Raw genomic sequence first — 21,217 nt, forward strand, 5'->3', positions numbered from 1 at the left:
GTGGGGACGGTTGCGCTGGCGTACGACCGCTGGCGCCTATTTGATGAAGTTGTATTGCAGGCTGCCCTGCACCCGGACCGTGTCGCCGCGTGCGCCGCCCTGCTGTTCCAGGCGGCCGTACAACAGCTCCATGCCCATCGTCCAGGACGGCGCGGGGCTCCAGATCAGGTTGAATACGCCGTACCGGCTCTGCCGGAAGGCATCGGCCGCCAGTGCGGCGTTCCGCTCCAGGGTCAGCTGGCCGAAGATCAGGTTCGATCGCCACAACTCGGACCAGTAGTGGGTATAGCCGACGAAGCCGCCGTGCAGATCCAACGCGTCGAGGCGGCCATCGGCACCGACCACCGCGTCCAGCCCGGAGCCGGTCAGGTCGGCGGTATAGCGGCTGAGGCCGCGTCCTCCCAGCGCACCGAACAGCAGCAGGTCGCGCTCGCCCACCGAGGCCGAGCCACTCAGCTGCAGGCCGCCGGCCATTCGCCGGTCGTGCTCGCCATCGCCGTCATAGGCCAGACTGCGCGCCACCGCGCCCACCTGCAGGTGGCCCCAGTCGCGCTCCATGCGCGCGGTCACGGTTACGTCCGGCAGACGGTTCACCGCAGCCCGCTCATCACTGGCACCGGCAAGTTCAGTCTTCGGGTCTTCGGCCGCCACGGTCAGCGTGTTGCCCTTGCCCATCGTGAAGCTGTGGTGGATGCCGGCCACCAGCAGATAGCCGGCGCCGCCCGGCCCGGCGAAGTCCAGCGTGTCGGGCAGGCTGTCCGGGTCCATGAAGCTGGAGTAGCCATAGCCGGCATAGGTATTGCCGAGCTGTCCATAAGCATGCCGCAGGCGGAACTCGTAGCCATCGCTGCTGCCGAAGAAGTCGTTCTCCAGGTAGAAGCGCAGGTTGCCGTGCGTGGTCGGACGTCGCGCCTCGAAGCTGAAGCGGGTCTGCTTGGCATGGATGTTGAAGTTCGAGACATCACGATGACTGCCACCGACCGGCATCGACGAGGGAATGAACTGATCCTCATCCCCCGCTGCACGCGAATCGGCGATGGCATCCAGCTTGGCGTAGCCGCCGATACGGATCACCGTGTCAGTACCCGGAATGGCGAAGAAGCCCTTCAGATCCGGATCGGTCGGGCCGGCCGCACTGTCCGGTCGCGACGCGGCGGTGGACGGATCGGCCACCGATTCGCGCTGCGGCAGCACCGGCTGTGCCACGCCCGGTACCTGGGTGGGGTGCAGCAGGTTGGCAGTGCTGGCAGGCGCGACCACGGCGGCGGGTGCCTGCGCGGTGGCAGGCCCAACGGTTGCATCGTGCTGCTCAAGGCGGTCCAACCGCTGCTGCATGCCCTCCAGCGCCTGCCGCATGGCCGCAATCTCGCGACGCAGCGCCTGTGCGTACTCCTTGTCATCCACCTGTGCATACGCCGGCGTGATCGCCAGTGCTGTCACACAGGCCAGGCTCAGTACCGCCGCGCGCATTGCATCCTCCCTGGACGACCCCTGTTCGCAGCACGCAGACGGGACGCACGCATGCGCCACTCCGGCCTCGTGCTGCCGTTGCTGGAAATGCGGATACTGCGTCGACGACACCGGCCAGCCTGCGCATGGCAGGCAACAGGACGATGACACTGCCCTGCCCGCACCGATGTCGACGCCATCAAGGCCGCGCTGCCAGAGAGGTGACGACCGCAGCGGTCTGGGTAACAAGCACAGAGTGAGAGTGTCGTGAATGGCTGTGCCAGCCGACCCTGATCAGGGCGTGGCGAGCGCGGCATCCATCGCGCATTGACGCTGTATTCCATGCGTCACAGGCTAATCCGCCTGTCGTTTTTGGCCTTGATTGGAATCAAGGCGGGATGCTTGATGTCAGTCACGATTCATACGTGACGATGAACCACTGTTGCGCGGGCCCGCAACCGCAATGCCCGCCATGGAATGTGACAGGCCCGCATGCTGCCATGCGGGCCTGCGCAATGTTTCATGGGGCTGGCGCCACTCAGCGCGGGCCAAGCACCGTCTGCAGATCGGCACCCTGCGGCAGACCCGCACGACGCTGCACCTGGCCCTGTGCGTCCTGGAACAGGATGCCCGGGGTGCCCTGGAAGCCCATCTCGATCATCAGCACCTGATTGGCGTCGAGCTTGCCAGCGATCTCGCGGCTGATGTTCGGCAGCGCCTTGATGCCACCGCGATCAAAATCGTGCTCGTTCTGCAGCAGCGCCGCACTCGGGTCACGCGCGGCAAGGATCGCCGCGGCCTTGGCCGGGCTGTCCTCGCGGATCACGCCGACCATGATGTGACGCAGCTGCACCTTGCCAGCATCGACCCACGGCCGTGCCGCTTCCCAGAACTTGTGGCAGTACGGGCAGTTGGCATCGCTGAAGGTATAGACCACGCGCGGCGCATCGGCCTTGCCATCACGCACCCAGGCGCTGGCTTCCAGCTTGGTCCACATCTTGGCCGACATCGGCGAAGCCACCAGCTTTTCAACGGCCTCAGCGGCTACATCGTTGCCCTCCGCATCGAACAGGCTGCCGACCAGTACGTGCTTGCCATCAGCGGTGACATAGGCCGCTGCCGGCTGCTGGCCGCCGACCACGCCGGCGAAGCCCCGCAGGCCACCGGGGGCATCGAATTCTGCGACGACCTCGAAACCATGCTTCTCGATGCCCTTCAGCACCGCAGGGCGATCGCCCTTGTTAGCCGTGGCTGTGGCGCTCGCTGCCGGTGCCGCGGCGGTCTTGCCCGGTGGCGTCTGTGCCTGGCTGCAGGCGGCCAATGCCAGCAGGACCGGCAGCAACAGCACCGCCGGGGCGGTGCGCAGGGAAGTCGACAACATGGGAACTCCGTAGTGAGATGCCCGCGCAGGCTACCGCAGCCGGCGCAGTTTGTGTTCAAGACCGGCTGCCGTCAGTTCGCCCAGGTGCAGTTCACGCAGGCGCCCTTCGGCGTCGAAGAACAGGGTCGAGGGATAGGCCTGCACGCCCAGCACCGTGGATGCCGCAGCGTCATCGTCCAGCAATACGTTGTGCAGCAGGAGCCGTTCGCGCGCAACGAAACCCTGGACCTCCTCAAGGGTTTCACCCTGATTGAGGAACACGAACTGCACGTCCGCATGCGCCTGCTGCGCCGCAGCCAGGACCGGCATCTCGCGCCGGCAGGGCCCGCACCAGGTCGCCCAGAGATTCAGCACAAGCGGTTTTCCCCGGAACTGCTGCAGATCAACCCTGCCCCCCTGCAGATCAGCAACCTGCAGTACCGGCAAGGGCATCTGCCGCTCCTGCCATGCGGACAGCAGCTGACTACCGCCCGCCCATAGCAGCACACCCGCCAACGCCGCGCCCAGCACCGGGGCGCGCAACGCCCGCCATGGGCGCACCCGCCACAGCCCCCATGCCGATCCCGCAACCAGGACAACCACCAGGTGGTAGCCACCATCGGCAATCTGCAGAATGCTCCACGGCGCCTCGCGATACAGGGCGAAGTTCAAGGCCACGAAGCTGATGCGACCACACAGCAGGCCCACCAGCAGCATGTCCAGAACCATGCTGGGTGCAGAAGGCAGCGGCATGCCGTCCTTCCTGCGTGACCACAGACGCGCCACGGCCATGGCAATCACTACGCACACGAGAATCAACACCACCGGCATCGGCACCGGCCCAACGCTCGACATCAGACCACCTGTTCAATCGTCCACTGACTGCATGGTCGAAGTGTCGCGCTCCGGTTGCAAGCGCGACGATGCCGCCGACATCAGGCCGCGCTGCGCCCCAGTTGCATCACCGACGGCGATTGCAGCCCGCGCAGGCTGCCTGCCACCGACGGCATCAAGGGCCGCTCGCGACGCTTGCTGCTGACGTGACGCCGATAGTTGGCCGGCGTCATGCCAACGATGCGCAGGAACAACCGGCGGAAAGCACTCTGATCAGCATAGCCGACACCCCACGCCACCTCATCGATACCCGCCCCCTGCTGCAGCAGGGTCTGCGCCTTGGCGATGCGCAGCCGTTGGCAGTATTCGATCGGCCGCAGGCCGGTGGCCTTGAGGAACCGCCGCTGCAGTGTGCGCGGCTCCAGCCCGGCGACCTCGCAGATCGCGGCAAGGGTGGCGCCGCGTGCCGCCGTGGTGTGCAGCCAGCGCTGTGCCTTCAGCACATCACGATCGCCATGTGCGAAGTTGGCGCTGAAGCGCTCCAGGTCCTGCTGGATCGTGGCGGGCACGGTGATGCCCAGTTGCTGTGCGACCGCACTGGCCACGCCCTGCCCGTGCAGCCGGTACAACAGTCGCAGGCCAAGGAAGCGCCAGGCCTGGGCCCCGCCGACCGTCAGCAGGTCACCGTCATCCACCAGCGCCCGCTCGCTCGGCACCCAGCTCGCGGCCTGCGCCTGCAGGCCTGGATGGCGTCCGAGATCGGGGCCACTGACCGTACGCCCGGCCAGCAACCCGGCGCGTGCCAGCACGCTGACGCCATCACTGGCGGCGGCCAGCAGGCTGCCGCCGTCATAGTGCGCACGCAGCCAGTCCAGCAGGACCTCGTCCGCGCGCAGGCACGCGCCGGCACTGATCTGGCCGGGAACCGCGATCACAGCCGGGATGGCCGCATCGAGCATTTCCGCACCCGCAATACGATGCACCCCTGTCTGGCTGGCCGGCACGATCCAGCGGGTGACCAGCACCCGCTTGAACGGCCGACGCTGCTGCTGGGCAAGGCGATTGGCAACGTGCGCCATTTCGGCCAGTACGGAGGCGGCAGACGGATCACCTCCCGGGTATTCAACCACCGCGATCTCGACGAATCCTTCGTTCCTGAATCCTTCCACAGACCACCTCCTCGGTTCGTTGCAGGCCATCGAACGGCCGGTTCAGGCGAAGGGTAGGAACTGGTCCATCGGCGGGGCTATGAAGAAAGTTGCAAAGTGCGCTGAATGCGCGCACCCGGGCCAAGCATTGACTCTCGACCAGACTCCAGGCTTCACAATGGCCGGCAGGATCCGCAGGAAAGCTGCCATGAACATTGGACAACTGGCCCGTCAGGCGGGCGTGCCGATCGATACGGTCCGCTATTACGAACGGCAGCAGCTGCTGCCGACGGCGGCGCGCTCGGCGGGGGGTTACCGCATCTTCGGCGAGCCGGATCTGCGCCGGCTGCGCTTCATCCGCCGCGCCAAGGCACTGGGCTTCAGCCTGGAGGAAATCGGAGAACTGCTCGCGCTCAGTGATCACCACCAGCAGGACATGGGCAGCGTGCGTGACACCGCGCAGGCCCGCCTGCAGGACATCACACAACGGATGGCCGAACTGCAGCGCATGCACATCGCGCTGTCGCAGCTGGTCGACGCCTGCCCCGGCCATGGCGCGCTGGACCAGTGCCCGATCCTGGCCGCTCTGACCGACGACACTACGGCCGCAGGCGACTGACATCGGCTTCGCAACACGCGTGAAGAAAAGTGCAACAAATGCTTGCCAACCCCCTGGGGCAAGGCTATTATTTCGCTCCTCAGCGACGTGGGGCCATAGCTCAGCTGGGAGAGCGCCTGCATGGCATGCAGGAGGTCAGCGGTTCGATCCCGCTTGGCTCCACCAATCTTTCGGCATTAGGCCGTCGAAAGGTCGCTAAAGAACATTGATGAGAATTGCGTCCCCATCGTCTAGAGGCCTAGGACATCACCCTTTCACGGTGGCGACCGGGGTTCGAATCCCCGTGGGGACGCCACTCATCACGAACAACGAGGACCCGGCCGATAACCGGGTCTTTTTTGTTCACCGCCTACCGGCATTCAGGTTGTGGCGTTGCGGTTCCCCTGCCCTCGTGGTCGCGGTTGAACCGGAACGAAAAAAGCTCAAAAAAAAGCTTCCACAAACGTGAACACGCAGGTATGATAGGCGGCTCGGTAACACGGGGCCATAGCTCAGCTGGGAGAGCGCCTGCATGGCATGCAGGAGGTCAGCGGTTCGATCCCGCTTGGCTCCACCACTTTCGACATTAGGCCGTCGAAGGTTCTACAACTTGAAGTTTTTCGTGCGTCCCCATCGTCTAGAGGCCTAGGACATCACCCTTTCACGGTGGCGACCGGGGTTCGAATCCCCGTGGGGACGCCAGTTTCAAAACGGACTCTGCTCCCGGCAGATCATCCGGAGTTTCATTGGGGCCATAGCTCAGCTGGGAGAGCGCCTGCATGGCATGCAGGAGGTCAGCGGTTCGATCCCGCTTGGCTCCACCACTTCGACATTAGGCCGTCGAAGGATCTACAACTTGAAGTTTTCGTGCGTCCCCATCGTCTAGAGGCCTAGGACATCACCCTTTCACGGTGGCGACCGGGGTTCGAATCCCCGTGGGGACGCCAATTCTTTAAAACCCCGGCTTCGGCCGGGGTTTTTCTTTGCCTGTGATTCCTGGGAAGGCCCTATCCACGCATGGCGCGGATCTACTGCAGGGCCGGGATGGATCCGGCGGCCGGTTGGCCCAGTAGATCCACGCCATGCGTGGATGGCTTCAACTCGGCCACACCTCAGAACCGGCGATACATCCCGATCGATGCAGGTGCGGTGGGTGCGAAACCAAACTGCGCGTACAACCGGTGCGCTTCACCATCCGCCAGAAGGCTGACGTATGCCGACGGCGGCAGGTTCGCCTGCATCCAGCCCTCCAGGCGACGCATCACTTCCTTGCCCAGGCCCTGCCCCTGCAGGCGCGGCAACACAGCGATATCGCAGACCTGCAGGTGGCAGCCCCCATCGCCGACGATGCGCCCCATCGCCACCAGCTCGTTACCCTGGTAGGCACACACGCCATACAGGGTATTGGGCAGCGCGCGTGCCGCCGCCTCCTGGCTCTTGGCACTGAGGCCCGCCAGCACACGCAGCTGGCAATAGTCTTCGACCGTGGGCACGGCGTCGCGGAACTGGCAGGCGACGGAATCATTCATGCGCTATCTCCCTGTAGGTCGGGCTATCCTGCCTCATCCATGTCGCAGCTGCTGCGACCCACGCCCGCAGAGTTCCCATGTGCTATTCCGCCCTCATCCGCGCCGACTACGCCAAGCTGGTGCGCGAGTTCGGCGCCATCCTGTCGCTGGAAGAATTCGCGGAGCTGTACGCGCACGATCCTGGCAAGAAGCGCCCCAGAACTCCCAAGGCGATGGATGACGGCTTCGCCGGCGCGCGCACCGAGCAGGGCCGCGACATCGTCGCGAAAATCCAGCAGTGGCATGCGCAGGAACGCCAGGATCTGGAAGCGGAGCTGGCCCGCCAGCGCGAGCGACGCGATATTGCCAATGCCACGCTGGCGACCCGCCCCACCCAGAAGGCACGCAACGACCTGCGCGTGGCCGGCAACCGCATCGATCGTGCGCAGGCTCGGCTGGAAGACCTGCACCGGGTGCAGCTGCTGCCGCGCGACAACCGTATTTTCCCCGGTACCTACGCACCGGTGATGGTCGGCGAGGGCGGCAAACGTGTGATCAAGCCAATGCGCTACCAGTGCCGGCTGCCGGACAAGCCTGCGCGCAACGACATCCTCTATCCCGGCACCTACAACGCGCGGCGCGACAGCCTGGAAGGCTATTGGCGCGGTGCATTCGGGCTGCGCCACGGCGTGGTGGTGGTGCAGGCGTTCTATGAGCATGTGCCACGCCATGCCATCGCCGGCCATACACTGGGTGCCGATGAGAAGGATCAGGACGTGGTGCTGGAGTTCCGGCCCGATCCCCCGCGCGACCTGCTGCTGGCCTGCCTGTGGGCGGAATGGGAAGGACCGGAAGGTCGCCTCCTGTCATTTGCCACGATCACCGACACGCCTCCGCACGACGTCGCCGCTGCGGGCCATGACCGCGGCGTCGTTCCCATCCGCAAGGAACACCTCGATGCCTGGCTCAATCCCGATCCGGATGACCTGGCGCGGCAGTACCGCATCCTCGACGACCGCGAGGAGATCCGCTACGTATACGAAGAAGCGGGCTGAACACCGCGCACAGATGAAAAACCCCGCCTGGGCGGGGTTCATGGATCAGGGATTGCCGCCGCACATCGCCTCTTCGCAGAAGGCCTGTTCCTGCAGGCATTGTTCGACCTCTCCACCCCGCGCGATGCAGCTCTTGTAGAGCTGGAAACAGGGCTGGCCACACCACGCGGCAGAGGCCGTACCACCGAAGACCGCCATCGAAAGGACACCCGCAGCAACCATGCGCTTGATCCACTTCTTCATGCCACTCTCCTTGTAGGCCTGAGCATTCAGGCCCGGGCAGGATACGCCCACCGCTTCAGCACGCGCCAATCAAGCGCTGGCGCTGGCGCGGCCCACTGCGCGTACCAGCGCCTGGCTCAGCTCTGCCGAGAGATAGGGCTTGACCAGCAGCACGCCGGCCAGCATCGGCTCGGGCAGCTGCTCGGCCTGCATCCCGGTGGCCAGCACGAACGGCACCCCGCGCGCCGACAGTGCCGCAGCCACCGGCTCGCTGGTCTCATTGCGGGCCAGGCGGTAGTCGAGCAGGGCCACGTCCGGGGTCGACGCCTGCAGCAGGCGCAGCGCTTCAGCCACGCTCGCGGCCAGCCCCACCACCGTCGCACCGGCATGCACCAGCTGCATCTGCAGCAGTGCGGCACTCATCTCGTCGTTCTCGACCACCAGCACCCTCAGGTCCTGCAACACTGTCATCGGCTACCGCTCCTGGAGGCATTCAAGCCGCCGCAGTATAGCCATGACAGGGCCGAAGCCGACAGGACGCGCCCCGATCGGCCTCCCCACTATGAAAGCCATGCCGACCTCGGTTACACTCGCACGCTGCCTGCCGGTGTGGCGGAATGGTATACGCAGCTGACTCAAAATCAGCCGGGGGTGACCCCATGAAGGTTCGAGTCCTTTCACCGGCACCACTGCATCAAAGGCCAGGTCACCGACCTGGCCTTTTGCATTTTCAGGGCCCGTGCGCCGACACTGGCGACGATGCCAACGCCCGCCCTGCCCACGCTCCCTGCCACCCTGCCCGCACGGCTGCGTCCACTGCACGTGGATGATGCTGCCGCCTGGGCCGGCTATCTCTCGCTGCCGGGCGTGACCGAGCACACCAGCTGGGGCGACGTTTCCGAAAGAGCACTGCGCTGCCAGATCGCCGGTTACCTGCCCACGGCAACGGACCAGCGCTGGGCGCTGGTGGGCGCCGACAGCCAGCTGATCGGCACCGTTGGCCTGAACGGAATCGACCTGTCGCATGGCCGCGGCGAACTTGCCTATGATCTCGATCCGCGCTGGCAGGGTCAGGGACTGGCCACGCACGCAGCACGCGCGGTGCTCGAATGGGGCCATGCCGCACTCGCCCTGGTCCGAATCCAGGCGACTGTCCTGGACAGCAACGCCCGCTCGATCGCCGTGCTGGAACGCCTCGGCATGCAGCGCGAAGGCCTGCTGCGCGCTTACCGGCGGGTTCGAGGACAGCCCCGTGACTTCTGGATGTACGCCCGCGTCGAAGGCTCCGCGTCACCATGCTGAAACACAACTGCGACTTCCGGCAAGCTTCGAAATAGACGCAGCGCACACTTTTCTTGCAAGCCACACGTGCTTCTGCCTATCGTGATCCCAGCCGGAGCTGGGGGCGGGGGAATGCATGACGTTGCGTGCGGCACTGTTTTTTCTGGTCACGCACGCGCTCGTCATTGCCTTTGTTGGCCCGCAGGACCCGGTCGGCTCCTACCTGATGCTGATCACCGCCCCGTTGCTGGCTGCACTGGCCTGCGTGCGGCGTGCACGTGACAGCCGCCAGGCGGCCTGCAAATGGCGGACGCTGGGCGCTGCCGTGGGCCTGTTCTCGCTGGCCCTGCTCGCCCTGCTGTACCGCAATGTGGCCGGCCTCGATCCTGCGCAGATGACCGTGTCTTCGCTGATCCTGTACGTGTTCTACCGCATCCCCCTGACCTACGTGGCCGCCAGCCCGGGCGGCGGCAACCGCTGCATCCGCGCGGTGGACCTGCTGATCATCGCACTGCTGTGGCTGCTGTACTTCGGGCACACGCGGGCGATGGCGCATTTCAACGCCGCATTGTGGACGCAGTGCCTGAACGCCATGAGCAACCTACAGAACAGCCTGGTGTTCTGCTTCGCGCTGATCCGCTTCCTGGCCGAGGACAATCCCGACCGCCGCGATTTTTTCCGGACACTTGCGATCTACGCGCTGGGCTACTTCCTGCTGGCGTTCTACATCAACACCTGCCAGCCGCAGCTGCCTGACGGCAACTGGGGGGACCTGCTGATCAGCGGACTGTTCGTGATGCTGGCCGTCATGGCCGCCAGCAAGCGCCGCTATCCGGCGGTGGAGGTATCGCGCAGCCTGCGCCGCATCGTCGACGCCGGCGTGCCGTTGATGCTGCCCTTGCTGCTGATGATGGTGGCGCTGCTGGTCGCGCGCCTGCAGCCCACCCTGGCCACGGTGGGCTTCATTGGTGCCATGCTCGGTTATGCCCTGCGCAGCGTGCTGAGCCAGGTGGAGATCCAGCGCCAGCGCGATGAGCTGGAAACGCTGGCGCGGCGCGATCCGCTGACTGGGCTGGGCAACCGCCGCAGCTTCGACGAATCTCTTGGCAATGCCCGTGGCCGCGCACGCCGCCAGGGACTCGGGCTGGCGGTACTGATGATCGACATCGACCACTTCAAACGGCTCAATGACACCTATGGCCATCCGGAGGGCGATCGTCGCCTGCAGTCGGTCGCCGCCATTCTTGATGGCTGCCTGCAACGGGGTGACGATCTGCTGGCGCGCTATGGCGGCGAAGAGTTCATCGCCGCCCTGCCCTCGCCCGATGCCGCCCACGCCCTGGGCCTGGGCGAACGGCTGCGCGCTTCGGTCGAAGCCGCAGCCCTGCCCGCCCCCGAGGCCACCGTCACCATCAGCATCGGCGTGGCCTGGCAGGCACCCGGCGAAGACCGCGATCCGCGCGACCTGGTCGAACGCGCCGACCAGGCCCTGTACCGCGCCAAACATGCCGGTCGCAACTGCGTACGCGGCGACACCGATAGCAAGGAAGACCCGTCCGGTCGCCGCGCCTAGACCGCGTGCAGCCCCGCTGTTCCGTGCCGGTGCCCGGCCCCGCCCTGCACGCGGAAACTGGCCACGGTCTGCAGCAGCTGCGCCGACTGCTCTTCCATGCTGCGCGCCGCCGCCGACGCCTCCTCGACCAGGGCCGCGTTCTGCTGGGTGCCCTGATCGATCAGGTCGACCGCATGATTCATCTGCTGGATATCGTCGCTCTGCTGCTGCGAGGCCGTGCTGATTTCAGTCATCAGGTCACTGACCCGGCGCACGTTGGTCACGATTTCATCCATGGTACGGCCCGCGCTCTCAACCTGCGCCGTGCCGGCGCCCACATTGGCAACCGACTCATCGATCAGGTGCTTGATCTCCTTGGCTGCGCTGGCCGAACGCTGCGACAGCTCGCGGATCTCAGTGGCGACCACGGCAAAGCCGCGGCCATGTTCACCGGCACGCGCAGCCTCCACCGCTGCGTTCAGCGCGAGAATGTTGGTCTGGAAGGCGATGCCGTCGATCACTCCGATGATGTCGACGATGCGCCGCGACGAGGCATTGATCACCGCCATCGTCTCGACCACTTCATGCACCACAGTGCCGCCTCGAGCGGCGACGTCGGCCGCTCCGCCGGCCAGCTGGCTGGCCTGGCGCGCGTTGGTGGCCGTGCGCTGCACGGTCTCGGCCAGGCCCTTCATCGACACAGCGGTTTCCTCCAGCGAGGCCGCCTGCTGCTCGGTACGCTGCGAGAGGTCGCTGTTGCCCTGTGCGATTTCGGTCGCGCCGACTGCGATGGTGTCCGCGGCGAACTTGATCTGGCCGATGATCGCGGCCATCGCCTCGACCAGCGAATTCACGCCTTCGCACAGTTCGGCGATCGACCCGTTCTTGTCGGCGGTGGCCACGCGCCGGGTCAGATCGCCCTGCTTGGCGGCAGCCACCACCTCGCGGGTCTGCGCCACGGCGCGCTGCATGGCCTGGTTCTCGTGCACCTGCGCAGTGATGTCGGTGGCGTACTTGACGACCTTGAACGGCTTGCCATTGAGGTCCAGGATCGGGTTGTAGGATGCCTGGATCCAGACCTCGCGCCCGCCCTTGCCCAGGCGCCGATACTGGCCGGCGTCATATTCGCCGCGCCCGAGCTTCTCCCAGAACTGGCGATACTCGACGCTGCTGCGATGCTCAGGCTCGACAAACAATGAATGGTGCTGCCCGCGCACCTCGTCCAGGCTGTAGCCGGTAGCGGCCAGGAAATTGTCATTGGCCGACAGGATGCGGCCATCCATGCTGAACTCGATCACCGCCTGCGATTTGGCGATCGCGGCCAGTTGCCCCGCCGAGTCGGCCGCCTGCAGCTTCTGCGCGGTGATGTCGGTCGCGAACTTGACCACCTTGTACGGCCGCCCCTGGCGGTCCAGCACCGGGTTGTACGAGGCCTGGATCCAGATCTCACGCTGGCCCTTGCCGAAGCGCCGGTACTGTCCGGCGTCATATTCGCCACGCCCCAGGCGCACCCAGAAGTCGCGGTATTCCGCGCTGCGCGCCTGCTCGGGGTCGACGAACAGGGAGTGATGCTTGCCCTGGATCTCCTCCAGCCGGTAACCCATCGCCTGCAGGAAATTGTCATTGGCCCGCAGGATGGTGCCGTCGAGAGCGAACTCGATGACGGCCTGCACGCGATGCAGCGCGGCCACCTGCGCTTCCAGCTCGGTGCGGTCGGTCATCGCCGCCTCTGTGCTGGTGCGTTGCTGCGGCGCCAGCACGCCAAGCAGCGCACGCCAGGGCGACCAACGGGTATGCAGCTCGGCCGGCGCCTGCGCGCCTGCCGTGAAGCCTGGAATGAGCATTGTCTGATCCTCGGTGTCCGGTAAGCGGTTGTGACCCGACGGGCGGGATGCCCGGCGGCAACATCAGTTGCCAGGGACTACAGGTGCCAACGGGCACCTCTCGAGCGACTGCCAAGAACGTCTGCTGCGGGTGCGATCGGCATCTGGAAACGGCGGAACACACTGCGCGGACCACCCGTCGGGGGCAGCCTGGGGTCCTGCGGCGGGTGACTGGAGCGGGATCCAGAGGGAGTATCGGCGACGCCGTCGGCCGCTTTAGCGGGATTCCGCGACGTCCGTCGCAACTCTGTGCATTGCAGCCGGAATGCGGTAGACGATTGCCGTGTACTTCACGCCCTGCTCACGTGCCACAGCCTGCCCACCAAGGGACTCAGCCAATGCACGGCTGGACCGGTTCCGTTCCGCCACCGGGTAGCGGAACGCAGCACAGCGCAGGCGCCCGGAGGCCGCCGACCACACCGCCGCCACTGCCTCGCGGCCATAGCCGTGCCCATGCATCACTTCTGCGATCCAGATGCCCAGTTCGGGTTCTACTTCACGGGCTCGATGCAGGCCTGCCAGGCCAAGGAATACCCCATCCCCGCGCCTGCGGATCACCAACGTGATGTCGGTCCCGTCGGCGATGGTAAGCAGCCACGTCCGCCAGACGGCAACAAACGCCTCCTTCGAGGGTGGCGGCTCGAACGCCATATAGCGGGTCAGCCCGGGTGTGATTGCCACAAATGCCTCGTCGGCGTCACCGGGCGTGAAAGGGCGGAGGTGCAGCCGCGGACTGTCGATGGTCCAGTCGTCCAATGTCATCTTCTGCATCGCCTGGGCATTGCGTGCAGCATCGCTCAGCAGAAGGATGCAGCTCAAGGCAGAAAGGTTTACATGACCAATGCGGGATTCCCCAGCAGGAGAAAATGACCAGCATGAAGGTCCCGCAGGATGCTTATCGACATGGAGATCGCATGTTCCCTCGCTTAGCCAGCCTTCTCTTCCTGGCCCTGTGCAGCAGCAGCGCGCTGGCCAACGACGCCGCCTATCGACCCGCCTTCCACCCCGACCAGCTGAAGGGACCACCCGCAGGACGCCCGAACGAAGTGCTGGTGCTGGGCAGCCCGCACCTGTCCAGCCTGCCGGAGACCTTCACGCCGGCGATGCTGGAACCTCTGCTGCAGCGCCTGGAAGCCTGGCGGCCCACCGCGATCGCGGTGGAGAACCTGTCCGGCCTGCAGTGTGACTTCATGCGCCGCAATCCGGCCCGATACGCGGAGAGCGTAGCGGACTACTGCGTCGATCCGGCACCGGCGCAGGCCGCCACCGGCCTGGACGTGCCCAGCGCCAACGTGGAGATGGAACGCCTGCTTGCGGATTGGCCGAAGGCGCCGACCGCTGCCCAGCGGCGCCGATTGGCCGCCGTGTTCCTGGCCGCGGGCGAAAGCAGCTCGGCAGTCGTCCAATGGCTGCGGCTGCCCAGGGAAGAGCGACGTGCTTCGGACAGCCTGACACCGGAACTGGTGCAGTTCCTCGACACGCGCATGGCCCGCCGCAACGAGGCCGGACTGGTGGCCGGCGTACTTGCGGCACGCCTGGGGCTGGAGCGCCTGTGGTCGGTCGACGACCACACTGCAGATTCGCCAACACCGGAATCGCAGCAGAAGGCCTACGCTGCCGCCATACGCGGTGCCTGGGACAATTCCTTCGTCAAAGCGCGCAGGGCGGCCGATGAACGACTGGAGGCCAATCTTGCTCAACCGGATGGATTGCTCGCAATGTATCGCGCCTACAACGCCCCCGCGGCCGCGATGGTGGCCTTCAACAGCGATTTCGGCGCGACCCTCGTCGAGCCCTCGCCGGAAGGCTTCGGCCGCAACTACGTGGGCTTCTGGGAAACCCGCAACCTGCGCATGGTCGCCAACATGCGCGACATCCTGGGCCAGCATCCAGGCACCCGCATGCTGACCATCGTCGGTGCCTCGCACAAGGGCTACTACGAGGCTTACCTCAACCTGATGCATGACGTGCAGCTGGTCAGTTCGGATGAAGTACTGCGTTGACGTCAAGCCGGTCGGCTGCGGTATCTTGGATGCAACTTCAACCACTCCACGGAAGGAACCCATAATGAAACAACGCATTTCCGCCGTACTCTTTGCCATAGGCCTGGCCGGTGCTGCACAGGCCTCGGCATGCGATCTCACTCTCGACAGTGGTGGTGACCTTGCTGCCGCAGTGACCGCCGCACCTGGCAAGAAAATCTGCCTGCGGCCTGGCGCCTACGTCACTGGGCCTGCACCACTGGAAGTTCCCTCCGGCACGACCATCGAGGGATTGGGTGCGAGCATGGCCGACGTCGTGATCTCCGCCCATGGCTCCCCACAGAAGGCAATCGGGCTCGGCAGCGGCACCATGCTGCACAACTTCACATTGTCCACCGGTGCAGGCGGAAACTTCGGTGTACTGGCCTATCATCAGGACCGCATCATCATCTGGAGCCTCGATATCGTCGGCTTCCAGATCAGCACTGGTGTCGTGGGCGGGAAAGGTGTGGATATATGGGACACCTTCATGCGTGCCAACGGCATAGCGGGCAACAATGTGGCAGACCCGAATCTGTGGATCACCGATTCCCGCGACGTCACCATCCTCTATGGGCAGCTGACCGGACGCAAGGATGGCCCGGGGGGCGATGGCGAGATGGCCATCTACAACTCGAGCAACGTCATGATTGATGGCGCCCGCGTCATCGACTCCGGCGCCAGCGCCATCTATCTGGTGAACTGCGTCGACTGCACCATCAAGAACTCGGTGATCGAACGCCCTGGTGAATGGGGTATTGACGTCGTACAGGGTTCACAGCGCTTTTTTGCAGAAAACAATGCTGTAAGCGGTGCGAACTATGGTGGAGCGGTGTTTGAGACATCGGGCGGTACCACGGCAACATTCCGCTCCAACCGGTTCATTCAGAATCGTCGCTTGGGTGTTGGAAACTGCAACGGCATCAATGCAAAGGGTGGTGTTGCAGGCGTTCTATCGACAGGTAACATCTCTTTCCCTTCAGGTGATCTCTGCGCCTTCCCGTGAAGCATGGGCCTGAGCATCAAAAGCATGAGGCGGTACTTCCTTCCCGCCCGTCCGCCACAGCACGATGCTGGCGGCACCGATACAGGACAGCGTGAACACCAGCAGGGCGACCGCGCCGCCCTGCAGTACCGGCAGCAGGGCCTGCGCGTGAAGGTCGCCGCGCAGCTGTTCCGCACGCAGGCAGGCGGCCAGCGCGAGGCACCAGCCAACCATCGCCGGGGCGTAGGCCCGCATCGCAACCGGGTTCCAGACCTTCATGGGATCACCTGCATGAGTGGATGTGCGCGCAGTATTCGCGCACGTCCTCTCACAGGCTGAGATCAGCCTTCGGCGGCTTCGGAATCATCGCCGGGCAGCTCACTGGCCTCGCCCTGCACCTGTACGTTGTTGCGACCCATTGCCTTGGCCCGGTAGCACTGGGCATCAGCCGCTGCCACGGCCTGGTCCACGCTCATCCCACCCGCCAATGGCGCGATACCGATGCTGGCACCCACATGCAGGCGGTCCCGGTCCCACGGAATCGACAGCGACGCCAGGGTGTGCAGCAGTTCACCGCCGATGCGCGCGGCACGACGCGGCGTGCAGCCGGACAGGATCACTGCGAATTCGTCGCCGCCCAGACGCGCCACTACGTCCGAATCACGCACACCGTGGCGCAGCACGCTGGCCACCGCCCACAGCACGGCATCGCCGGCCAGATGGCCCCAGGTGTCGTTGACCGGCTTGAAGCGGTCCAGGTCGATGTACATCAACGACGCGGCCTGGCCAGTTCGCTCGACGCGGGTGATCGCCTGCTGCAGATGCACCTCGAAACCGCGACGGTTGCTCAGCTCGGTGAGCGGATCGATCTCGGCCAGATGGCGCGCTTCGCGCTGGCGCGCGCGCTGCTGGGTGTCATCACGCAGTACCCACACTGCACCGCGTACATGACCTTCATCATCGCGCAGCCAGGCACGGGTCAGGTCGACCGGGATCGTGGCCGTGCCCAGGCGCAGCAGAAGATCGGCGTGCAGGTCCACCGCATTGCTTTCCGGGTCCAGCAGGACCGACACATCCAGTACCGAGCCGGGCGCATATTCGGTGGTGAGTGCCAGCACGTCCTGCACCTTGTGCCCGGCCAGCGACAGCGCGCCATCACCCGCCAGGGTGCGTACTGCGGCGGCATTGGCGTAGTCGATACGGCCATCCAGGCTGACACTGAGCACCAGGTCGGCAACCGCATCAAGCGTGATACGGCTGCGCTGCTCGCTCTCGAACAGGCGCTGCTCGCTGCTGCGCTGGGCGCTGATGTCCTGGATCTGCGACACGAAATGCAGCGGTTCACCGTGCTCGGTGCGCACCAGCGACACCGACAGCCGCGCCCAGATCACCTTGCCGTCGCGATCGAGATAGCGCTTTTCCAGGTGGTAGTGGCTGCGCCGCCCGGCCAGCAGATCCTGCACCAGGGCCAGGTCGGTCTGCAGGTCATCGGGGTGGGTCAGGCGCTGGAAATCAACCTGCAGCAGTTCTTCGCGGGGGTAGCCCAGGATCCGGCACAGTGCGTCATTGACGTCCAGCCAGCGTCCTTCCAGCGACACCAGCGCCATGCCCAGCGCCGCCGACGTGAACGCACCGGCGAATTTCTCTGCCGACAGGCGTGCTTCGGCGCGCGCCTGCAGGATCTCGGTGATGTCGATGGACATGCCGACATAGCCGATCCGCGCGCCGCCGGCACCATCCATGCGGCTGATCGACAAGCGCACCTGGCGTGGCTGGCCATCCTTGCGCCGCAGTGTCCACTGCCGTGAATAGGTCTGCTCATCGGCGCGGGCGCTGAGTGCTTCAAACGCGCCCGGTAGGCTTCCATCCGCAGCCGCCAGCGGCCGCAGCCAGGCCGCCAGCTCGTCCGGATCGTGGAAATCACCCAGTCGCCGCTGGCCGACCACTTCTTCCGCGCTGTAACCCAGCAGGCGTTCCGCGCCGGTATTGAACAGGGTGATGGTGCCTTCGGTATCGGTCGCGATCACCGCCACCTCATCGGACGCGTCGACCACGGCCTGCAATCGCTGCCGGCTCTCGGCCGCATCCTGCCGCGCCTGCTGCAGCTCGGTCACGTCGGCGTGCGCACCGGCCATCCACAGCGGTCGTCCCTGCCCGTCCCATTCGAACACGCGGCCACGGTCGTGGATCCATATCCACTGGCCATTCTTGTGGCGCATGCGCAACAGGCAGACGTAGTTGTCGCTGCGGCCTTCGAAATGGTCCTCGAGCGCCGCGTCGGACAGGACGATGTCGTCGGGGTGGACCAGCTTCAGGAACGTCTTCTGGCACACCGGCTCCAGCTCTTCCAGGCGATAGCCGACAATCTCCGCCCAGCGCGCATTGACCCGCATTTCGCCGGTCTGCACGTTCCATTCCCAGGTACCGGCAGCGGTGCCGTCGATGATCATGGCCAGGCGCCGGCGCTCCTCTGCCAGTTCCTGCAGGCGCCGCTCGAGCAGCCCGTTGCCGTTGTTTCCCTGGCCCGCCATCAATCCGGTCCCCGGCCCGCACAGGCGGGCAGCAGCCGCAGCACAACGCTGCAGCCCTCAACGAAGACAACGGGTCCTGCTGGCGTCATGGCCCTCCCCAGCGACAGCGGGGAGGCCAAACGCCCCCCTCAGGCGCAAGTGTGCGCAATCACGGGGAAAATCGACAAGTCCCCCGCCACGAATCAAGCGTGACGGGGGACACGGTCCTCAACTGCGCTTGGCGCGGGCGAAGGCCTCCGCCAGGGCGTTGTTGGCCGGGGGCGCGGACTGAGCGGGACGGCCGCCATTGCCCTGGCCCCGGTTTGGCCCGCGGTTCTGGCCGCCTGCGTCGCGGCGCGGCCCCTGCCCTTGGCCGCGGTCATCACGCTGGCCCGGGCGGCTGGTGGCCTGCCCGGGGGTGTCGTCCAGGCGCCGGGTCAGGGCGATGCGCTTGCGCGCCACGTCCACCTCCAGCACCTTGACCTTGACGATATCGCCGGCCTTGACCACGTCGCGCGGGTCCTTCACGAAGGTATCGGAGAGCGCCGAGATGTGGATCAGGCCATCCTGGTGCACGCCGATATCGACGAAGGCGCCGAAGGCGGCCACGTTGCTGACCACACCTTCCAGCACCATGCCCTCGCGCAGGTCCTTGATGTCCTCGACGCCCTCGGCGAAGCGCGCGGCCTTGAACTCCGGACGCGGGTCACGGCCCGGCTTTTCCAGTTCCTTCAGGATGTCGCGCACGGTCGGCACGCCGAAGGTGTCGTCGGTGAACTGTTCTGCCTTCAAGCCGCGCAGGAAGCTGCCATCACCGATCAGCGCCTTGATCGGGCGCGCGGTGCTGGCCACGATGCGCTCGACCACCGGGTAGGCTTCGGGGTGCACCGCCGAGGCGTCCAGCGGCTGGTCACCATCGGCGATACGCAGGAAGCCGGCGCACTGCTCGAAGGTCTTCTCGCCCAGGCGCGCGACCTTCAGCAGGTCCTTGCGGCGCTTGAACGGGCCATTGTCGTCACGATGGCGCACGATGTTCTCGGCCACCGTGGACGACAGGCCGGACACGCGCGACAGCAGCGCGGCCGAGGCAGTGTTCACGTACACGCCCACGGCATTCACGCAGTCCTCGACCCGCGCATCCAGTGCCCGCGCCAGGCGGTACTGGTCCACGTCGTGCTGGTACTGGCCGACACCGATCGCCTTGGGTTCGATCTTCACCAGTTCGGCCAGCGGATCCTGCAGGCGGCGCGCGATGGACACCGCGCCACGCAGCGACACGTCCAGCCCCGGGAATTCCTTGGCCGCGAACTCGGACGCCGAGTACACCGACGCGCCCGCCTCGCTGACCACCACCTTCTGCAGCTTCGGGTTGGCGGCAGCCTTGATCGCTTCGCCGGCCAGCTTGTCGGTTTCGCGGCTGGCGGTGCCGTTGCCGATCGCGATCAGTTCCACGTTGTACTTGGCGCACAGCTGCTTGATCGTCTGCAGCGACTGCTCCCACTGGCGGCGCGGCTCGTGCGGGTAGATGGTGTCGGTGGCGACCAGCTTGCCGGTCGCATCAACCACGGCGATCTTGCAGCCGGTACGAATGCCCGGATCCAGCCCGAGTACAGTCTTCGGGCCCGCCGGGGCGGCCAGCAGCAGGTCCTTCAGGTTGTCGCCGAACACAGCGATGGCTTCGGCTTCGGCCTTTTCGCGAGCCTGGTTGAACAGGTCCAGCAGCAGATGGGTGTGCAGCTTGGCACGCCAGGTCAGGCGGCAGGCATCCAGCAGCCAGCGGTCGGCGGCACGGCCCTGATCGGCGATGCCGGCCTTGCGCGCCACGCGTCCTTCGGCGTACTGGTGACCGGCCTCGGCCTCGCTGCCCGGGTCCAGTTCCAGGAACAGGATTTCCTCGCGGCGCGCACGGAACAGCGCCAGCAAGCGGTGCGAGGGAATCTTCGCCAGCGCCTCGGCGTGTTCGAAATAGTCACGGTACTTGGCGCCTTCGGTTTCCTTGCCCTCGGCCACGCGGGCACGGATCACGCCGGTCTCGCCCAGCCAGGTGCGCAGCTCACCGACCAGCGCGGCATCTTCGCCCCAGCGCTCCATCAGGATCGCGCGTGCACCTTCCAGCGCGGCCTTGGTGTCGGCCACGCCCTTGTCGGTGTCAATAAAGGTGGCCGCGAAGACCTGCGGGTCCTGCGTCGGGTCGGCCAGCAGGCCATCAGCCAGCGGTTCCAGACCGGCCTCGCGGGCGATCTGGGCGCGCGTACGGCGCTTGGGCTTGTACGGCAGGTACAGGTCTTCCAGCCGGCTCTTGGTGTCGGCGGCCAGGATGTCGTTGCGCAGTTCGTCGCTGAGCTTGCCCTGCTCACCGATGCTGGCCAGCACCGCCGCGCGACGGTCTTCCAGTTCGCGCAGGTAGGTCAGGCGCACTTCCAGGTTGCGCAGCTGGGTGTCGTCCAGGCCCCCGGTCACTTCCTTGCGGTAGCGCGCGATGAACGGAACGCTGGCGCCCTCGTCGAGCAGGCCGACGGCGGCACGTACCTGGGCGGACTGGGCACCGATCTCGTCGGCGATGGTCTGGGCGATCTGCTGGGCGAGCGCGCTCTGGGCGTTCTTGGCGTCGTGCATTGCTTCAGGTCTGTGCCGCGTTACGGGAAGACCCCATTCTGGCAATCCACGACGGAGCCGGACAAGGCATTGACAGGGGGCGAGGTTCAGCAGCGAGGCCGGAGTGGACGCCGGCATCCTGGCGAAAAGAGGGCTCGGACTGGCCCTGGGCTGGGATGCCGGCGCGGGCGCGCGATGGTGGGCGCGCCCTGCCGC

General features: G+C 65.9%; 18 protein-coding genes and 7 tRNA genes. 13 read left to right on the forward strand and 12 right to left on the reverse strand.

The genetic code is table 11. The features are described from left to right. Positions 1 to 36 precede the first annotated feature (36 nt). From MG068_RS12580 to MG068_RS12595, 4 genes are all read right to left on the reverse strand, one after another. Positions 37 to 1,470: a DcaP family trimeric outer membrane transporter gene (locus tag MG068_RS12580; RefSeq protein WP_132810364.1), complete on the reverse strand. Its 1,434-nt coding sequence runs from the start codon at positions 1,468 to 1,470 to the stop codon at positions 37 to 39. Positions 1,471 to 1,987: 517 nt separating this feature from the next. Continuing rightward, the gene (gene dsbG / locus MG068_RS12585; RefSeq protein ID WP_049422839.1) at positions 1,988 to 2,830 is read right to left on the reverse strand and encodes a thiol:disulfide interchange protein DsbG; all 843 of its coding nucleotides are present in this window, start codon (positions 2,828 to 2,830) and stop codon (positions 1,988 to 1,990) included. A gap of 30 nt (positions 2,831 to 2,860) precedes the next feature. Then, on the reverse strand, positions 2,861 to 3,664 hold the full coding sequence (locus MG068_RS12590) for a TlpA disulfide reductase family protein (RefSeq protein ID WP_132810365.1): 804 nt from the start codon (positions 3,662 to 3,664) through the stop codon (positions 2,861 to 2,863). A gap of 80 nt (positions 3,665 to 3,744) precedes the next feature. Beyond that, complete coding sequence (locus tag MG068_RS12595) at positions 3,745 to 4,812, reverse strand: GlxA family transcriptional regulator (RefSeq protein WP_132810366.1); 1,068 nt, start codon at positions 4,810 to 4,812, stop codon at positions 3,745 to 3,747. A gap of 187 nt (positions 4,813 to 4,999) precedes the next feature. On the opposite strand from MG068_RS12595, the gene MG068_RS12600 reads away from it, so the two are divergent. The 7 genes from MG068_RS12600 (at position 5,000) to MG068_RS12630 (ending at position 6,336) form a co-directional block, all read left to right on the forward strand. Next, the gene (locus tag MG068_RS12600; RefSeq protein ID WP_132810367.1) at positions 5,000 to 5,410 is read left to right on the forward strand and encodes a heavy metal-responsive transcriptional regulator; all 411 of its coding nucleotides are present in this window, start codon (positions 5,000 to 5,002) and stop codon (positions 5,408 to 5,410) included. Positions 5,411 to 5,499: 89 nt separating this feature from the next. Beyond that, positions 5,500 to 5,575 (forward strand) — tRNA-Ala (locus MG068_RS12605). Between the two features lie 54 nt (positions 5,576 to 5,629). Next, positions 5,630 to 5,705, forward strand: a tRNA-Glu gene (locus MG068_RS12610). Positions 5,706 to 5,890: 185 nt separating this feature from the next. Continuing rightward, a tRNA-Ala gene (locus tag MG068_RS12615) sits at positions 5,891 to 5,966 on the forward strand. A gap of 49 nt (positions 5,967 to 6,015) precedes the next feature. Continuing rightward, positions 6,016 to 6,091 (forward strand) — tRNA-Glu (locus tag MG068_RS12620). Positions 6,092 to 6,137: 46 nt separating this feature from the next. After that, positions 6,138 to 6,213 (forward strand) — tRNA-Ala (locus tag MG068_RS12625). Positions 6,214 to 6,260: 47 nt separating this feature from the next. Beyond that, positions 6,261 to 6,336: transfer RNA gene (locus MG068_RS12630), tRNA-Glu, on the forward strand. A gap of 165 nt (positions 6,337 to 6,501) precedes the next feature. Here MG068_RS12630 and MG068_RS12635 read toward each other — a convergent pair. Then, positions 6,502 to 6,918: a GNAT family N-acetyltransferase gene (locus tag MG068_RS12635; RefSeq protein ID WP_010484960.1), complete on the reverse strand. Its 417-nt coding sequence runs from the start codon at positions 6,916 to 6,918 to the stop codon at positions 6,502 to 6,504. Positions 6,919 to 6,995: 77 nt separating this feature from the next. Between MG068_RS12635 and MG068_RS12640 the strand changes: the two genes are divergently transcribed. Further along, on the forward strand, positions 6,996 to 7,952 hold the full coding sequence (locus MG068_RS12640) for an SOS response-associated peptidase family protein (RefSeq protein ID WP_132810368.1): 957 nt from the start codon (positions 6,996 to 6,998) through the stop codon (positions 7,950 to 7,952). Between the two features lie 45 nt (positions 7,953 to 7,997). Here the strand turns inward: MG068_RS12640 and MG068_RS12645 are convergent, their stop codons facing one another. Then, the gene (locus MG068_RS12645) at positions 7,998 to 8,195 is read right to left on the reverse strand and encodes a hypothetical protein (RefSeq protein ID WP_010484956.1); all 198 of its coding nucleotides are present in this window, start codon (positions 8,193 to 8,195) and stop codon (positions 7,998 to 8,000) included. A 69-nt stretch (positions 8,196 to 8,264) separates the two neighbouring features. Continuing rightward, entirely contained in the window at positions 8,265 to 8,645 is a 381-nt protein-coding gene (locus MG068_RS12650) for a response regulator (RefSeq protein WP_132810369.1), read from the reverse strand. 132 nt (positions 8,646 to 8,777) lie between these two features. Here MG068_RS12650 and MG068_RS12655 point away from each other — a divergent pair. The 3 genes from MG068_RS12655 to MG068_RS12665 all read left to right on the forward strand — a co-directional run bounded on the left by MG068_RS12655 (position 8,778) and on the right by MG068_RS12665 (position 11,028). Continuing rightward, positions 8,778 to 8,863: transfer RNA gene (locus tag MG068_RS12655), tRNA-Leu, on the forward strand. A gap of 70 nt (positions 8,864 to 8,933) precedes the next feature. Continuing rightward, positions 8,934 to 9,476: a GNAT family N-acetyltransferase gene (locus MG068_RS12660; RefSeq protein WP_032129386.1), complete on the forward strand. Its 543-nt coding sequence runs from the start codon at positions 8,934 to 8,936 to the stop codon at positions 9,474 to 9,476. 115 nt (positions 9,477 to 9,591) lie between these two features. After that, entirely contained in the window at positions 9,592 to 11,028 is a 1,437-nt protein-coding gene (locus MG068_RS12665) for a GGDEF domain-containing protein (protein ID WP_132810370.1), read from the forward strand. On the opposite strand, the gene MG068_RS12670 is transcribed toward MG068_RS12665, so the two are convergent. Both MG068_RS12670 and MG068_RS12675 read right to left on the reverse strand, forming a co-directional pair. Then, positions 11,025 to 12,851 (reverse strand): methyl-accepting chemotaxis protein, encoded by a 1,827-nt coding sequence (locus tag MG068_RS12670; RefSeq protein ID WP_132810371.1) that lies wholly within the window; start codon positions 12,849 to 12,851, stop codon positions 11,025 to 11,027. The two genes, MG068_RS12665 and MG068_RS12670, sit on opposite strands and share 4 nt — an antisense overlap. A 255-nt stretch (positions 12,852 to 13,106) precedes the next feature. Then, a complete protein-coding gene (locus tag MG068_RS12675) occupies positions 13,107 to 13,709 on the reverse strand; it encodes a GNAT family N-acetyltransferase (protein ID WP_240792074.1) in 603 nt (200 codons plus the stop codon). Between the two features lie 95 nt (positions 13,710 to 13,804). Here MG068_RS12675 and MG068_RS12680 point away from each other — a divergent pair, with 95 nt between their 5' ends. Beyond that, entirely contained in the window at positions 13,805 to 14,893 is a 1,089-nt protein-coding gene (locus MG068_RS12680; protein ID WP_132810372.1) for a DUF5694 domain-containing protein, read from the forward strand. A gap of 64 nt (positions 14,894 to 14,957) precedes the next feature. Next, the gene (locus MG068_RS12685) at positions 14,958 to 15,917 is read left to right on the forward strand and encodes a right-handed parallel beta-helix repeat-containing protein (protein WP_071228832.1); all 960 of its coding nucleotides are present in this window, start codon (positions 14,958 to 14,960) and stop codon (positions 15,915 to 15,917) included. On the opposite strand, the gene MG068_RS12690 is transcribed toward MG068_RS12685, so the two are convergent. The 3 genes from MG068_RS12690 to MG068_RS12700 form a co-directional block, all read right to left on the reverse strand. Further along, on the reverse strand, positions 15,891 to 16,175 hold the full coding sequence (locus tag MG068_RS12690; protein WP_223276933.1) for a hypothetical protein: 285 nt from the start codon (positions 16,173 to 16,175) through the stop codon (positions 15,891 to 15,893). The genes MG068_RS12685 and MG068_RS12690 overlap by 27 nt on opposite strands. 62 nt (positions 16,176 to 16,237) lie before the next feature. Further along, entirely contained in the window at positions 16,238 to 18,427 is a 2,190-nt protein-coding gene (locus tag MG068_RS12695) for a PAS domain S-box protein (RefSeq protein ID WP_049461919.1), read from the reverse strand. 207 nt (positions 18,428 to 18,634) lie between these two features. Next, entirely contained in the window at positions 18,635 to 21,022 is a 2,388-nt protein-coding gene (locus tag MG068_RS12700; protein WP_132810373.1) for a Tex family protein, read from the reverse strand. Between the last annotated feature and the right edge of the window lie 195 nt (positions 21,023 to 21,217).

The sequence above is a fragment of the Stenotrophomonas sp. ASS1 genome (genome assembly GCF_004346925.1).
Lineage (GTDB): Bacteria > Pseudomonadota > Gammaproteobacteria > Xanthomonadales > Xanthomonadaceae > Stenotrophomonas > Stenotrophomonas maltophilia_A.

Excerpts from the sequence above, each read along its gene's own strand:
- MG068_RS12580 (WP_132810364.1), bottom strand. The coding sequence starts at position 1,470 with ATGCGCGCGGCGGTACTGAGCCTGGCCTGTGTGACAGCACTGGCGATC.
- dsbG (WP_049422839.1), bottom strand. The coding sequence starts at position 2,830 with ATGTTGTCGACTTCCCTGCGCACCGCCCCGGCGGTGCTGTTGCTGCCG.
- MG068_RS12590 (WP_132810365.1), bottom strand. The coding sequence starts at position 3,664 with ATGTCGAGCGTTGGGCCGGTGCCGATGCCGGTGGTGTTGATTCTCGTG.
- MG068_RS12600 (WP_132810367.1), top strand. The coding sequence starts at position 5,000 with ATGAACATTGGACAACTGGCCCGTCAGGCGGGCGTGCCGATCGATACG.
- MG068_RS12635 (WP_010484960.1), bottom strand. The coding sequence starts at position 6,918 with ATGAATGATTCCGTCGCCTGCCAGTTCCGCGACGCCGTGCCCACGGTC.
- MG068_RS12640 (WP_132810368.1), top strand. The coding sequence starts at position 6,996 with ATGTGCTATTCCGCCCTCATCCGCGCCGACTACGCCAAGCTGGTGCGC.
- MG068_RS12645 (WP_010484956.1), bottom strand. The coding sequence starts at position 8,195 with ATGAAGAAGTGGATCAAGCGCATGGTTGCTGCGGGTGTCCTTTCGATG.
- MG068_RS12650 (WP_132810369.1), bottom strand. The coding sequence starts at position 8,645 with ATGACAGTGTTGCAGGACCTGAGGGTGCTGGTGGTCGAGAACGACGAG.
- MG068_RS12660 (WP_032129386.1), top strand. The coding sequence starts at position 8,934 with ATGCCAACGCCCGCCCTGCCCACGCTCCCTGCCACCCTGCCCGCACGG.
- MG068_RS12665 (WP_132810370.1), top strand. The coding sequence starts at position 9,592 with ATGACGTTGCGTGCGGCACTGTTTTTTCTGGTCACGCACGCGCTCGTC.
- MG068_RS12670 (WP_132810371.1), bottom strand. The coding sequence starts at position 12,851 with ATGCTCATTCCAGGCTTCACGGCAGGCGCGCAGGCGCCGGCCGAGCTG.
- MG068_RS12680 (WP_132810372.1), top strand. The coding sequence starts at position 13,805 with ATGTTCCCTCGCTTAGCCAGCCTTCTCTTCCTGGCCCTGTGCAGCAGC.
- MG068_RS12685 (WP_071228832.1), top strand. The coding sequence starts at position 14,958 with ATGAAACAACGCATTTCCGCCGTACTCTTTGCCATAGGCCTGGCCGGT.
- MG068_RS12690 (WP_223276933.1), bottom strand. The coding sequence starts at position 16,175 with ATGAAGGTCTGGAACCCGGTTGCGATGCGGGCCTACGCCCCGGCGATG.
- MG068_RS12695 (WP_049461919.1), bottom strand. The coding sequence starts at position 18,427 with ATGGCGGGCCAGGGAAACAACGGCAACGGGCTGCTCGAGCGGCGCCTG.
- MG068_RS12700 (WP_132810373.1), bottom strand. The coding sequence starts at position 21,022 with ATGCACGACGCCAAGAACGCCCAGAGCGCGCTCGCCCAGCAGATCGCC.